Raw genomic sequence first — 14,043 nt, forward strand, 5'->3', positions numbered from 1 at the left:
CCGGGCGGCGGGCTGGCTCGCCGCGGCCGGCGCGTGCGCCGCCCTGGTCGTGCTGCCCGCGCCGATGGTGTGGTGCCTGGCGGTGCTGGGCGGCACCGCCGGCGCGCGGTTTCGCCGCCGCCGCCGCGCCGCCCGCGCCGTCGCGGAGGGCCGCACCATGGAATCCGCGCTCGACGTGCTCGTCGGTGAGCTGCGGGCCGGATCGCACCCCGTGCGCGCGTTCGACATCGCCGCCGACGAGAGCGGCGGACCGGTCGGCGCGTCGCTGCGGTCGGTGGCGGCGCGGGCCAGGCTCGGCGCCGACGTCGCGGCGGGCCTGCGCGCCGTCGCCCGGCGCTCGGCCCTGCCGATGCACTGGGACCGGCTCGCGCTGTGCTGGCGGCTGGCCAGCGAGCACGGCTTGGCCATCGCCACGCTGATGCGGGCCGCCCAGCGCGATATCGCCGAGAGACAACGGTTTTCGGCACGCGTGTCCGCCAGCCTCGCCGGGGCGCGCGCGACCGCGGCGATCCTCGCGGGCCTGCCGCTGCTGGGGGTGCTCCTGGGCCAGCTCGTCGGCGCCCGGCCCCTGGCGTTCCTTCTCGGCGGCCGGGCGGGCGGCTGCCTGCTGGCCGTCGGGGCGACGCTGGCGTGCGCCGGGCTGTTGTGGTCGGACCGCATCATCGACCGGGTGGTGGCGTGAACGCGGCGGCGGCGCTGCTGGCCGCGGCGCTGTGTCTGGCACCCGGCCCGACCCGCTGGCGGTCGCCTCGTGCCTCGACGTGCTGGCCGTGTGCCTGGCGTCGGGCATGGCGGTGTCGAGCGCCGCGGCGGCCGCGGCACCGTCGGCGCCGCCCCCGCTGGCCCGTATCCTGCGCCGCGCCGCCGACCTGCTCGCGCTCGGCGCAGACCCGGCCGTCGCGTGGTCGGTTCCGCCGGAGCTGCCGGCGGCCGACGCGCAGATCGACGCGTTGCTGCGGCTGGCCCGCCGTTCGGCGGCGTCGGGCGCCGCGCTGGCGGGCGGCGTCGCCGACCTGGCCGACCAGTGCCGCCACGACTCGGCGCACGCCGCCGCCGCGGCCGCCGAACGGGCCGGGGTGCTCATCGCCGGACCGCTCGGGTTGTGCTTTCTGCCGGCGTTCGTGTGCCTGGGCATCGTGCCGGTGGTGGCCGGGCTGGCCCGAAACGTCCTGCAGTCGGGCCTACTGTGAAACGAAAGGAACTCCTTGATGCGCAACAGGTTTCGTGGGTTGGCCACGCGGCTGGCCGTGCTGGCGGTCGACGAGTCGGGGATGTCGACGGTCGAATACGCTATCGGCACCGTGGCCGCGGCGGCATTCGGCGCCATCCTCTACACCGTGGTCACCGGCGACTCGATCGTGTCGGCCCTGACCAAGATCATCGGCCGCGCGCTGAGCACCAAGGTCTGACGGGCAGTGCCGGTGCCAGCACCGTCGAGGCGGCCCTGGGCATCGCCGCCCTGGTCGTGGTGTTGGTGCTGTGCCTGGCCGGCGTCGCCGCCGTCTCGGCGCAGGTGCGCTGCGTCGACGCCGCGCGGGAGGCGGCCCGGCTGGCCGGGCGCGGCGACCGAGAGTCCGCGGTGCTCACCGCGCGTCGCCTCGCGCCCGCCGGCGCCCGCGTCGACGTGCGTCGGGAGGGAGAGTTCGTGGTGGCCACGGTGGTGGCGCGCTCGACCATCCTGCCGGCCTTGGACATTCGGGCCCAGGCCGTGTCGGCGATCGAACCCGCGGCCGCGAGCGGCCGGTCCCCGCCGAGGTGAGCGCGGCTCGGCCACGCTGGTGGCGGCGTGGCTGGTGGTGGCGCTGTTCGCGGTCGGCGGCGCCGGCGTGTACCTGGGCACGGCGGTCGTGGCGCGGCACCGGGCCCAGGCGGTCGCCGACCTGGCCGCGGTGGCGGGCGCGGCCCGGCTGCCCGCGGGCGCGCAGGCGGCCTGCGCCCGGGCGGGCGCGGTGGCGCGCCGGATGCGGGTCGACGATTCCCGCTGCGAGGTGGACGGGCTGGACGTGATCGTCACGGTGCGGGTGGCCGCCGGCCCGGCCGGCACCGCGCAAGCGGCGGCGCGCGCCGGACCGGTGGCGGCGGCCGAGTCGAGAAGCGGCCGATGAGGTCCGCCGCCGGGGGTTTGCCGGTACTCTTGCCGCGTGATCCCGCAGTGGCGGATCGGCCCGCTGGTGTTGCCAGTGCACGGCGTCTTCGTGGGGTTGGGGGTGCTGGTCGCCGCGGTCGTGTTCGCCGCCGAGGCCCGCCGGCGCGGCGCGGTCAACGAACAGTCCCTGGTGGCGGTCACCGGCGCGCTCGTCGGCGGCGCGATCGGCATGCGCCTGTCCGGCTGGGCCGAGCACCTCGACGTCCGCGGGAACCCAACGCTGTTGCAGGCGTGGCAGTTCGGGTCGCGCAGCATCCTGGGCGGCCTGCTGGGCGCCTACGTCGGGGTGCTGATCGCCAAGCGGATCGGCGGCTACACCGGCAAGACCGGCGACCTGTTCGCCCCGGCGGTCGCGCTGGGCATGGCCGTCGGCCGCATCGGGTGCCACCTCACCGAGGCGCCGGGCCGCCCGACGAGCCTGCCGTGGGGTGTGCACGCCGCCGTGACCACGCCCAAGTGCCCCGGCTGCCTGACCGGCGCGGCGATGCACCCGTCGTTCCTCTACGAGATCGCGTTCCAGCTGGCCGCCTTCGCGGCGCTGCTGTGGCTCCGCGGGCGGGTGACCCAACCCGGCGAGCTTTTCGTCCTCTACATCGCCGGCTACGCGGTGTTCCGGTTCTTCGTCGAGTTCGTGCGGGCCAACGACACGGTGTGGCTGGGCCTGACCCGCCCGCAATGGTTCCTCCTGCCGTCCCTGGCGCTGATCGCGGTCCGGCTGCGCCACGGCTACCGGCGCGGCCACTACGACGCCGTGCTGAACCGGCGGGCGGTCGCCGCGTGAGCACCCCACCGCCGGGACCGCCGCCGGGCTGGCGGCCCGAGGACTGGCCGCCGCCCGGTTACCCCTACCACGGGCAGCCGTATCCCGGGTGGCAGCCACCGCCGCCGCCCAAGCCCAGCGGCGGCGAAGTGTTCGGGGCCGCCTTCGCCGGGGTGGTGCTCTTCGGCGGGCTCAACGCGGTCGTCGGCCCCATGGTGCTGTTCGGGCTGGCCAACCTGATCCCGCCGAAGTTCGCGTTCGCGGCCGGGGCGGCGCTGCTCGCGTTGATCGCCTTCGTCGGTGGGGGCGCGCTGGTGTTCGCCAACAAGAGTGTCTGGACGAGAGGGATCGGGATGGGACTGATGATCGGCTGGGCGCTCACCTCGATCGTCACCGTCGGCTTCTGCACCGGGCTCAACCCGACGCTGTATCACCTGACGCGATGACGGGCATGGAGCTGCGCGGCGACCGGATCCACCGCTACGTCAACGCCTTCTGCCCGCGCTGCCACGACGAGCGGCCGGATCGCCCGCTGGCGCAGGTGGCAAGGCTCAGCGGCTGGCTGAGCGTGCGCGACGACGGCCAGGTGTGGCTCGAACGCGGCTGCCCGACACACGGTTTGGTGCGAACGCTCTACGACGAGGACGCGCAGATCCTGTCCTACCTCGAGGAGTGGACCGCGCCGACCAAGCAGCACGTCCCGGACAGGGCGGGCAACTTCGACCCGGTTCCCGCGGCGTACCTGCGTGGCCTGCCGCAGATGCAGACGCAGCACACCTGCATCCTGCTCGAGGACATCGCCGAGACCTGCAACCTGCGTTGCCCCACCTGCTTCACCGATTCCTCGCCGAACCTGCGCAACGTCGTCGCGGTCGCCGACGTGCTCGCCAACGTCGATCAGCGGCTCGCCCGCGAGAACGGCCGGCTCGACGTGGTGATGCTCAGCGGCGGCGAACCCACGCTGCACCCGCACCTTGCGGAGCTGCTGGCTGAGCTCAGCGCGCGTCCCATCACGCGAATCCTGATCAATAGCAACGGAATCCGCATCGCGCAGGTCGACGAGCTGCTGGACCTGTTGACCCAGCATCGGGAGCGCGCCGAGGTCTACCTCCAGTACGACGGCCTGTCGCTGGGCGCCCACGAATACCACCGCGGTGGCGACCTGCGCCGCCTCAAGCAGGCCGCGCTGCGCCGGCTCTCCGAGCGGGAGATCTTCACCACGCTCGTGATGACCGCGGCGTTGGGCGTCAACGACCACGAGATCGGCGACGTCGTCAAGCTCGGCCTGGCGACGCCTTACGTCGGCGGGGTATGCATCCAGCCCCAATTCGGTTCCGGTCGGAGCGGTTTCATCGACCCGCAGCGCCGGCTCACCCACACGGGCGTGCTGAAAAGGCTGGGCCCGCAGACCGATGGCCTGCTCACCTGGCGGGACCTGACCGCGCTGCCGTGTTCGCACCCGCACTGCTGCTCGGTCGGCTACGCGCTCCGCGACGACGCCGGCCGGTGGCGCTCGCTGGTCGCCCTGATCGGCCACGACAACCTGAAAGCCAAGCTGGGCCTGATCGCCAACCGGATCGCCGATCAGGACGTGCCGCGCGAACTGCGGCTGGCCGTGCGGGAATCGCTGCTCGGCCTGTTCTCGGAGCAGTCCTCGCTGTCGCACCCGCAGATGTCCGACGTGTGGCGGCTCATCTGCGAGAACTGCGACCTCGGAATGGCCACCCTGCTGACCGTCGCCTCCACGGCGCTGCCCGGGCGGCGCGGCCAGCTCAGGCGGTTATTGGGCGAGCGCGTCGTTCGCCTCACGGTCAAACCGTTCATGGACATGTCGACGATGATCGAAGAGCGGCTCGCGCAGTGCTGCGTGCACGTCGGCACCCGATCGGAGCAGGACCAGTGCGCCCCGTTCTGCGCGGTGCAGGCGTGGCCGCAGCTCGCCGGGCAACGGTTGTCGGTGGCCGCGCAGCGGATGTTGCCGGTGCTCGACTAGCCCGCCGGTTCCGGGCTGTGCGAAAACTCGGCGTCGGCGATCTCCTCGTCGCTCGGTAGCCGCAGCGAGACCAGCCCGGCGTACGCGTCCGGTTCGAGCTCGACCCGGTTGATGGTCACGTGTACGGGCACCCAGTTCCCGTCCTGGCCGGGCATGCGCAGCACCCGGCTGATCGGGCCGTCGGCGAATTGCGTTGTCATCTCGGCCACCGACTGCTCGTCGTCGGGGTGTACCCGGGGCTTGCCCGTCTTGTTGCCACGCCAGTCGTAGAACGTGCAGGGCTCGTCGAGCCACTTCAGCAGCGACCAGTTCTTGGGGTTCACCAGCGCCCGGTGCACGCCGGCCTGCGCCAGGCCGCTCAAAATTCGTTGCGCCAGATCGTCGGTCGACTCGACCGGGCCCTTCAGCTCCGACTGCCAGTTCATGGCTCGCGCCACCAGGTGGTCGCGCCCGTCGGGGCCGGCCTCCAGCCCGGTGCGCGCGACGAACCCGACCCGCAGGGGCCGCCCCTGCCAGTCGGCCACGTCCCAGGTGCTGCACAGGGTTTGGTCGGGCTCGGCCTTGACGGCCATCGCCAGCACCTTGGTCTCGTTCGGGTTGAGCTTGCGCGACGGGAGGTCTTCGGCGAACGCCCGGCCGTAGGTGACATCGACCTCGGGGTTCTTGCCGCTGTTGAGCAGCGACTCGCGGGTGTCGGTGGCCACGCCCATGGTCAGGTCCCACTTCAGCGGCCCGGGAATCGGGCGTTCGGGGGGTTCGGCGTCGGCGGGTCCCATCCACACGTGCACGCCGTGGACGAAGCCGTCGGACATCACGACCGGCTCGGTGCGGATGACGCGGTCGCGCTTCGGGGTGATGCTGGTCATGGTCTGGCCCGTCTGGACCGTCTCGGCGATCGCGGTCCGGACGGCGGAGAGGTAGGGGCTGCGGCGCAGGAAGGTCTTGATCGGCACCAGGTTCTTCAGCTGACGCCCCTGCGCCACGACGGTGGGATCACCACCCAATGTCTCCACGAGCAACCAGTCGTGGGCGGCCATGGGCGCGATTTTACGGTGCCGCGGCCGATCCGTGGCAATGACGGCCCGGTCGGTCTCAACGCAGTTCGGCCCGGTCCGGCCTCAGGGCAGTTCGGCAAGCACCAGCTGCAGCACCTGAACCGCACCCGCCTTGTCGAGCGGGTCGTTGCCGTTGCCGCACTTGGGCGATTGCACGCAGGACGGGCAGCCGCGCGGGCATTCGCAGGCCTCGATGGCCGCCGCCGTCGCGGCCAGCCAGGTGCGGGCGCGGCGAAAGCCCCGCTCGGCGAAGCCCGCCCCGCCCGGGTGGCCGTCGTAGACGAAGACGCTGGGCAGCCCGCCGTCGGGCCCGATCGCGGTGGACAGGCCGCCGATGTCGCCGCGGTCGCAACTGGCGACCAGCGGTAGCAGCCCGATGGCAGCGTGCTCGGCGGCGTGCAGCGAGCCCGGGATCCGCGGGGCGTCAATGCCCTTGTGCAGCAACGCCTCCTCGGTGATGGTGTACATCACCGCGGTGGTGGTCAGCGTGTGCTCTGGCATGTCGAGCTCGACGAAGTCGATCACCTCGCCCGACAGCCGCCGGCGCAGGTAACCCACCACCCGGTGGGTGACCCGCACGGGCACCAGCCCCAAGGTGACGGGTCCGTATTCGGTGCGCTCGCCGGCGCCCAGGACGCTGATGTCGGTGATCTCCCGCGCGAACGTCGCGTAACCCGGGTCGTCGGCGCGCACGAACGCGATGCCCTCGTCGAGGTCCAGGGAGTCGACGACGTAACTCTCGCCCTGGTGCAGGTAGACCGCGCCGGGGTGCACCGACAGCTGCGCCTGCCCGGCGCCGGCGCTGCCCAGCAGCCGCCCGGTGTCCGCCTCCACGATGACGACCTGCCCGCCCACCGAGCCCCGGATGTCCACGGCCGCATGCGGTTCCAGGCCGGGCGCGGGAAAGTACCTGCCGCCGCGGCGCCGCAGCAGACCGTCCTCGACGAGCTCGGCCACCACGCCCGCGGCGCCGAAATCGCGCACCTCGGCCTCCTCCAGCGGCAATTCGGTTGCGGCGCACAGCAAATGAGGCCCCAGGATGTGGGGGTTGGTGGGGTCGATCACCACCCGCTCCACCGGCTTGTCCAGCAGCGCGGCGGGGTGGTGAACCAGGTAGGTGTCCAGGGGGTCGTCGCGGGCGATCAGCACCACCAGGGCGCCCTGCCCGCGGCGCCCCGAGCGGCCGGCCTGTTGCCAGAACGATGCGACGGTGCCGGGGAAGCCGGCCAGCACCACGGCGTCCAGCCCGGCGATGTCCACCCCCAACTCCAGCGCGTTGGTGGTGGCCAACCCGCGCAGCCGGCCCTCGGCGAGGGCGCGTTCCAGCGCGGTGCGGTCCTCGGCGAGGTAGCCGGCCCGGTACGAGGCGACCTGCTGTGCCAGCTGCGGGGCGGTGTCGCCCAGGCGGGCCTGCGCCCCGAGGGCCGTCAGCTCCGCGGCCCGGCGCGATCGGACGAACGTCAGCGTCTGCGCGCCCTCGGCCACCAGGTCCGCCATCACCCGCGCGGCCTCGGCGCCCGCGGAGCGGCGCACCGGCGCCCCGTTCTCACCCGTCAGGTCCGCCAACAACGCGGGTTCCCACAACGCCACGGTCCGCGCCCCCTGCGGCGAACCGTCTGCGGACACCTCCTCGACGGGCGAGCCGATCAGCTCGGCGGCCGTCGCGCCCGGCGAATCGGTTGTGGCGCTGGCGAAGACGACCGTCGGGGCGCTGGAGTAGCGGGCGCACAACCGCAACAGCCGGCGCAGCACCATCGCCACGTTAGATCCGAAAACCCCACGGTAGTAATGGCATTCGTCGACCACGATGAAGCGGAGGCTGCGCAGCAGGACGGCCCAGCGGGCGTGGTTGCGCAGGATCGACAGGTGGATCATGTCGGGATTGGAGAACAGCCAGCGGGAGCGTTCCCGCGCAAACCGGCGCACCTCGGGCGCGCTATCACCGTCGTAGGCGGTGGGCGCCACCGCGAAACCGGGGTCACGCAGCCGCGGGATGGCGGTGGTCAGCGCGTGCGCCGCGCGTAACTGGTCGTGACCCAGCGCCTTCGTCGGCGACAAATACAGCACGCGGGCGCGCGGATCCGTGGTCAGCGCGTTCAGCACGGGCAGTTGGTAGGCCAGGGATTTGCCCGACGCGGTACCGGTGCTCACCACGACGTGCCTGCCGGCCCAGGCCAGCTCGGCCGCCTCGGCCTGATGCGACCACGGCGCGGCGATGCCGCGCTGCGCCAAGGCGCCGATCACCTCGGGATCCAGCCACTGCGGCCAACCGTGCGGTTGGCCGCCCCGCGGGGGCAGCTCGGCGACATGACGCAGGGGCTGCTCGCCCGACGCGGTTCCCGCGAGCGCGACGGCGAGCAGCTCGCTGCCGAAACCCGCCACCTCACACCCTTTCGAATCCATACGCGGCGCAAGTCTGTCGCCGACGCCGCGAACGTGGTTGGATGATTGCGGTCGCAGCTTCTGTGTTCGTGTCAAACTTTCGCAGGATCTTGTGTTGCGGCCGCGGTTCCTGCGAGGTTAATCGGTCGGGTGAAGTTCCGGCGACTCAGCGAGGTATGGCGGTCGTACCAGGCCCGGGGCATCGAAAAGCGATGCCCCGCACCCAGAAGAGAAGGAAAGATCGAGAGATGCCACAGGGAACTGTGAAGTGGTTCAACGCGGAGAAGGGCTTCGGGTTCATTGCCCCCGAAGACGGTTCCGCGGATGTTTTTGTCCACTACACGGAGATCCAGGGTTCGGGTTTCCGCACCCTTGAGGAAAACCAAAAGGTCGAGTTCGAGATCGGCCACAGCCCTAAGGGCCCCCAGGCCACCGGAGTCCGCTCCGTCTGAGACGACGAGGCTAGAACTCCACGAGCAACCCCCCGAGCTGTCCCGCACGAGCGGGACCCGGGGGGTTTTCGTTTGGCACCCCGATCGCCCCCGCCGCCGCGCCGGTCGCCTCGAGACGGGGGCCGGGCCGAGGGCCTACTGTCGGGGGCGTGAGCCAGCTGTCCTTCTTTACGGCGGAGTCGGTGCCCCCCGCGGTCGCCGACCTCTCCGGGGTACTGGCGGCCTCCGGGCAGATCGTGACGGCGGGCGCCGCCGGCGCCCGGCTCTCCGTCGTGGTGGAGGCCTCCTGGCGGGCCGCGGCGCTGGCCGAGATGATCCGGGAGGCGGGACTGGTGGCCGAGCTCGGGCGCACCGACGAGGACACGCCGTTGGTGCGGACCGCGGTGGACCGGTCCCTGGTGACCCTCGCCGCGGAGTGGACCCGCGGCGCGGTCAAAACGGTGCCGCCGCGCTGGCTGCCGGGCCCGCGGGAGCTGCGGGCGTGGACGCTGGCCGCCGGCAACCCGGAGGGCGAGCATTACCTGCTGGCCCTGGACCCGCACGCGCCGGACACGCACTCTCCGCTGGCGTCGGCTCTCATGCGCGTCGGAATCGCACCCACCCTCATCGGCACCCGCGGCGGCCGGCCCGCGCTGCGGATCAGCGGCCGTCGCAGGCTATCGCGGCTGGTAGAGAACGTGGGCGAGCCGCCGGCGGACCCCGATGCATCGTCGCGCTGGCCGAGGGTATGACCGCCTGGTAGGGCTGGACGTCGCGTCCGTCGGTTTGCGCGGGCCCGCCCGAGGGTGCGAAATTGTCAGGTGCCCGAGCGCGAAGGAACGGTAACGTCGGGGAATTTCCGCGGAATTTTCGACGCGAGCCTGTCATTCTTCCTGCAGGGCGGCCTTCAAGGGGCCGGGAATAAGAGATGGAGCGTAACCGTAGTTGGCTGACCCGAAGCTGACGGACCGCGAGAGCGGCCGAAATGGGAGCCGTAGGCGACTCGTCATTGTCGAGTCGCCGACCAAGGCGCGGAAGTTGGCCACCTATCTCGGCCCCACCTACATCGTCGAATCCTCGCGCGGCCACATTCGCGACCTGCCCCGCGCCGCCGCCGACGTCCCCGCGAAATACAAGTCGGAGCCCTGGGCGCGGCTCGGCGTGAACGTCGACCACGACTTCGAACCGCTCTACATCATCAGCCCGGAGAAGAAGAGCACCGTCACCGAACTCAAGGGCCTGCTCAAGGGCGTCGACGAGCTCTACCTGGCCACGGACGGTGACCGCGAGGGCGAGGCCATCGCCTGGCACCTGCTGGAGACCCTCAAGCCGAACGTCCCGGTCAAACGGATGGTGTTCCACGAGATCACCGAGCCGGCCATCCTGGAGGCCGCGGAGAATCCCCGCGACCTCGACATCGACCTGGTCGACGCGCAGGAGACCCGCCGCATCCTGGACCGCCTGTACGGCTACGAGGTCAGCCCCGTGCTGTGGAAGAAGGTGGCGCCCAAGCTGTCCGCGGGCCGGGTCCAGTCGGTGGCCACCCGGATCATCGTGCAGCGCGAGCGCGACCGGATGGCGTTCCGCAGCGCGTCGTACTGGGACATCGTCGCGCAGCTCGACGCCAGCGTCTCCGACCCGCAGGCCTCCCCGCCCACCTTCGCCGCCCGGCTGACCTCCGTCGACGGACTGCGGGTGGCGACGGGCCGCGACTTCGACTCGCTGGGGCACCTGCGCAAGGCCAACGAGGTCGTCATCTTGGATGAGGCGAGCGCGACGGAGCTGGCCGGCGGCCTGCGCGGCGCCCAGCTCTCGGTCGCCTCCGTGGAAGAGAAGCCCTACACCCGGCGGCCCTACGCCCCGTTCATGACGTCGACGTTGCAGCAGGAGGCGGGCCGCAAGCTGCGGTTCTCCTCCGAGCGCACCATGAGCATCGCGCAGCGGCTCTACGAGAACGGCTACATCACTTATATGCGTACCGACTCCACGACGCTGTCGGAGTCGGCGATCAACGCCGCGCGCACGCAGGCCCGCCAGCTCTACGGCGCCGAATACGTCGCCGCCGCGCCGCGCCAGTACACCCGCAAGGTGAAGAACGCGCAGGAGGCGCACGAGGCGATCCGCCCCGCCGGCGAGGCGTTCGCGACGCCGGACGCGGTGCGCCGCGAGCTCGACGGCGACGAATTCCGGCTCTACGAGCTCATCTGGCAACGCACCGTGGCCTCCCAGATGGCCGACGCGCGCGGCACCACGCTGAGCCTGCGGATCAGCGGCCAGTCAACGGCGGCCGGCACCCGAAGAGAGGTCGTGTTCTCGGCCAGCGGGCGCACCATCACCTTCCCGGGCTTCCTCAAGGCCTACGTCGAGACCGTCGACGAGCTCGCCGGCGGAGAGGCCGACGACGCCGAGAGCCGGCTGCCGCAGCTGACCCAGGGCCAGCGGCTTGACGCCCTGGAACTCACCCCCGACGGCCACGCCACCAATCCGCCGGCACGGTACACCGAGGCGTCGCTGGTCAAGGCGCTCGAGGAGCTGGGCATCGGTCGGCCGTCGACCTACTCGTCGATCATCAAGACCATCCAGGACCGCGGCTACGTGCACAAGAAGGGCAGCGCGCTGGTGCCCTCGTGGGTCGCGTTCGCCGTCACTGGGCTGCTCGAGCAGCACTTCGGCCGGCTCGTCGACTACGACTTCACCGCCGCGATGGAGGACGAGCTGGACGCGATCGCGTCCGGCCAGGAGCGCCGCACCGACTGGCTCAACCGCTTCTACTTCGGCGGCGACCACGGGGTGACCGACTCGGTGGCCCGTTCCGGGGGCCTCAAGAAGCTCGTCGGCGTCAACCTCGAAGGCATCGACGCCCGGGAAGTCAACTCCATCAGGCTTTTCGACGACGAGCAGGGCCGGCCGGTGTACGTGCGCGTCGGCAAGAACGGTCCGTACCTGGAGCGGATGGTGACCGGCGACCCCGATGATCCCAGCGGCGAACTGAAACCGCAGCGGGCCAACCTCAACGACTCGCTGACCCCCGACGAGCTCACCCTGGAGGTGGCCGAGCAGCTGTTCGCGACGCCGCAGGAGGGCCGCGTGCTGGGGGTGGACCCGGCGACGGGCCACGAGATCGTCGCCAAGGACGGCCGCTACGGCCCGTACGTGAGCGAGGTCCTGCCGGAGCCGCCCGACGACGACAGCGGGGCGCCGGCGAAGAAGGGCAAGAAGCCCACCGGCCCCAAGCCGCGCACCGGTTCGCTGCTGCGCAGCATGGACCTGCAGACCATCACGCTGGAGGACGCGCTGCGGCTGCTGTCGTTGCCGCGGGTCGTCGGGGTCGACCCGGCCACCGGCGAGGAGATCACCGCGCAGAACGGCCGGTATGGCCCATACCTGAAGCGCGGCACCGATTCTCGCTCGCTGGCGACCGAGGAGCAGATGTTCGACATCACCCTCGACGAGGCGCTGAAGATCTACGCCGAACCCAAGCGCCGCGGCAGGCAGGCGGCCGCCGCGCCGCCGCTGCGCGAGCTGGGCGCCGACCCGGTGTCGGGCAAGCCGATGGTGATCAAGGACGGCCGGTTCGGCCCTTACGTCACCGACGGCGAGACGAACGCCAGTCTGCGCAAGGGCGACGACGTGGCTTCGGTGACCGACGAGCGCGCCGCCGAGCTGCTGGCCGATCGGCGGGCCCGCGGGCCGGTCAAGCGGCCCGCCAAGAAGGCCACCCGCAAGGCCCCGGCCAAGAAGGCCGCCGCCAAGAAGGCCGCCAAGCGCGGCTGACGACGGCTAGAAACCGGGGCCGATCGCCTCGCTGGGCAGCTCCCGCAGGGCCGCCTGGGTGCGGGCGGACGCCGCGTCGGGGGAGTCGGCCAGCTTCACCGGCCGGGCCAACTGGGTGGGCGCCGTGCGGCCGCGCAGGTTGACCACCTCGCCGACGTCCCAGCACAGCGCCTCGGCGTCCAGCGCGCCGCTGACCGCGATCGCCGAGGCCAACACGTGGCCGGGTTCCAGTTTGGCCAGCTCGGTCAGGCGGGCGGCCTCGTTCACCGGGTCGCCGATGACGGTGTACTCGAAGCGGGCCTGCGCGCCGATGTGGCCGGCGATGGCACGCCCGGACGACACCCCGATGCCGAACTCCGCCGAGCCGATCACCGGCAGCAGCTCGTCGTGCAGTTCGCGGGCCGCGGCCAGCGCCCCGCCCGAGGAGTCGGGGTGCTCGATCGGCGCGCCGAAGATGGCCAGCGCGGCGTCACCCTGGAACTTGTTGACGAACCCGCCGTGCCGGCCGACCGTGTCCACCACGACGCGGAAGAACTCGTTGAGCAGGTGCACCACCTCGGCCGGCGGGCGGGTGGACGCCAGCTTGGTGGAGCCCACGAGGTCCACGAACAGCACCGCGACGTCGCGTTCCTGGCCGCCCAGCTCGGTGCCGCGTTCCAGGGCCCGGCGGGCCACGTCCTCGCCCACGTAGCGGCCAAACAGGTCCCGCAACCGCTGGCGCTCGGACAGGTCGCGCACCATGTCGTTGAACCCGGCCTGCAGCAGGCCCAACTCGCTGGCGTCGTAGATCTGCATGTGCGCGTTGTAGTTTCCGCGCTGCACCTCCGAGAGCGCCCAGCGCAGCTGCCGCAGCGGGTCGGCGATCGACATGGCCACCAGCAGGGTGCTGACCAGCCCGATGCCCAGCGCCGCCACCGCCAGCAGCAGGATGGGGGTGAACAGCTTCTCGGGCGTGGCGTGCAGCAGCGACGCCTTGTCGGCGACCACGGCCAGCACGATCGCCAGCACCGGCACCGCGGTGGACAGCATCCACGTCAGGATCTGCCGCAGGATGACCCCGGGCGCCTGGACGTTCTCCGGCACGCCGCTGCGTAGGGCCGCCACGGCGACGGGGCGCAGCACCCGCTCGGACTGCAGGTAGCCGATGATCGCGGTCGCGGCGGCGCCCAGCCCGGTGGCGACGGCCACGATCGGCGCGGCGAACCGGGCGACGGACCAACTGGCGATGATGAACACCACGCCGCCGATGCACCAGGCCGCCATGCTGATCAGCGTGCGGTAGAAGGGCATCCGCAGGGCCCGGCTGCGGGCCAGCTCGGTGGCGGCGGGATCGGCCTCGGCAAGCAGGTTGTCGCGGCGCTGCCAGCGGAAGACCGGCATCAGCAGCTTCAGGTTCACCATCCAGCCGGCCAGGAACAACACCACCAGCGCCGTGCCGAAGACGGCCAGGTTCAGGACCGGCAGGTCCTGCAGCTGAATGCGATCCTCCGGGGGCAACGCGT

At 71.9% G+C, this 14,043-nt stretch carries 13 protein-coding genes and 1 pseudogene; 11 read left to right on the top strand and 3 right to left on the bottom strand.

The window, feature by feature from the left end; genetic code table 11:
* From A5714_RS20445 to A5714_RS20480, 8 genes and pseudogenes are all read left to right on the top strand, one after another.
* Window positions 1-682 (top strand): type II secretion system F family protein (locus A5714_RS20445; RefSeq protein WP_156747414.1); only part of this gene is annotated, 682 nt, incomplete at its 5' end.
* A 31-nt stretch (window positions 683-713) separates the two neighbouring features.
* Complete coding sequence (locus tag A5714_RS20450; protein WP_082959877.1) at window positions 714-1,190, top strand: type II secretion system F family protein; 477 nt, start codon at window positions 714-716, stop codon at window positions 1,188-1,190.
* Window positions 1,191-1,208: 18 nt separating this feature from the next.
* Window positions 1,209-1,409, top strand: a complete 201-nt coding sequence (locus A5714_RS20455) for a DUF4244 domain-containing protein (RefSeq protein WP_068070464.1) — start codon at window positions 1,209-1,211, stop codon at window positions 1,407-1,409.
* A complete protein-coding gene (locus A5714_RS26265; RefSeq protein WP_156671270.1) occupies window positions 1,406-1,759 on the top strand; it encodes a TadE family type IV pilus minor pilin in 354 nt (117 codons plus the stop codon). Before A5714_RS20455 ends, A5714_RS26265 begins: the two co-directional genes overlap by 4 nt.
* A 10-nt stretch (window positions 1,760-1,769) precedes the next feature.
* Window positions 1,770-2,105 (top strand): annotated as a pseudogene (locus A5714_RS26270) (Rv3654c family TadE-like protein); the annotation flags it as partial.
* Between the two features lie 36 nt (window positions 2,106-2,141).
* The gene (locus A5714_RS20470; RefSeq protein WP_068288298.1) at window positions 2,142-2,927 is read left to right on the top strand and encodes a prolipoprotein diacylglyceryl transferase; all 786 of its coding nucleotides are present in this window, start codon (window positions 2,142-2,144) and stop codon (window positions 2,925-2,927) included.
* Entirely contained in the window at window positions 2,924-3,352 is a 429-nt protein-coding gene (locus A5714_RS20475) for a hypothetical protein (RefSeq protein WP_082959878.1), read from the top strand. Before A5714_RS20470 ends, A5714_RS20475 begins: the two co-directional genes overlap by 4 nt.
* Before the next feature lie 5 nt (window positions 3,353-3,357).
* The gene (locus A5714_RS20480) at window positions 3,358-4,899 is read left to right on the top strand and encodes a radical SAM protein (RefSeq protein ID WP_068288302.1); all 1,542 of its coding nucleotides are present in this window, start codon (window positions 3,358-3,360) and stop codon (window positions 4,897-4,899) included.
* Here A5714_RS20480 and A5714_RS20485 read toward each other — a convergent pair.
* Together A5714_RS20485 and A5714_RS20490 are read right to left on the bottom strand one after the other, a co-directional pair.
* A complete protein-coding gene (locus A5714_RS20485; protein ID WP_068288305.1) occupies window positions 4,896-5,936 on the bottom strand; it encodes a PAS domain-containing protein in 1,041 nt (346 codons plus the stop codon). The genes A5714_RS20480 and A5714_RS20485 overlap by 4 nt on opposite strands.
* An 81-nt stretch (window positions 5,937-6,017) precedes the next feature.
* On the bottom strand, window positions 6,018-8,336 hold the full coding sequence (locus tag A5714_RS20490) for a DEAD/DEAH box helicase (protein WP_068288309.1): 2,319 nt from the start codon (window positions 8,334-8,336) through the stop codon (window positions 6,018-6,020).
* A gap of 248 nt (window positions 8,337-8,584) precedes the next feature.
* On the opposite strand from A5714_RS20490, the gene cspA reads away from it, so the two are divergent.
* The 3 genes from cspA (at window position 8,585) to topA (ending at window position 12,541) form a co-directional block, all read left to right on the top strand.
* Window positions 8,585-8,788 (top strand): cold shock protein CspA, encoded by a 204-nt coding sequence (gene cspA / locus A5714_RS20495; protein WP_007166602.1) that lies wholly within the window; start codon window positions 8,585-8,587, stop codon window positions 8,786-8,788.
* Between the two features lie 149 nt (window positions 8,789-8,937).
* Window positions 8,938-9,519 carry a hypothetical protein gene (locus A5714_RS20500; RefSeq protein WP_068070475.1) on the top strand — a complete coding sequence of 194 codons (582 nt, stop codon included), beginning with the start codon at window positions 8,938-8,940 and terminating at the stop codon, window positions 9,517-9,519.
* 193 nt (window positions 9,520-9,712) lie between these two features.
* Window positions 9,713-12,541, top strand: coding sequence for a type I DNA topoisomerase (topA, locus tag A5714_RS20505; RefSeq protein ID WP_068288311.1), 2,829 nt, complete (start codon window positions 9,713-9,715; stop codon window positions 12,539-12,541).
* 6 nt (window positions 12,542-12,547) lie between these two features.
* Here topA and A5714_RS20510 read toward each other — a convergent pair.
* Window positions 12,548-14,043 (bottom strand): adenylate/guanylate cyclase domain-containing protein (locus tag A5714_RS20510; RefSeq protein WP_068288319.1); only part of this gene is annotated, 1,496 nt, incomplete at its 5' end.

The sequence above is a fragment of the Mycobacterium sp. E2462 genome (assembly GCF_001672685.1).
In the GTDB taxonomy this organism is placed as follows: domain Bacteria; phylum Actinomycetota; class Actinomycetes; order Mycobacteriales; family Mycobacteriaceae; genus Mycobacterium.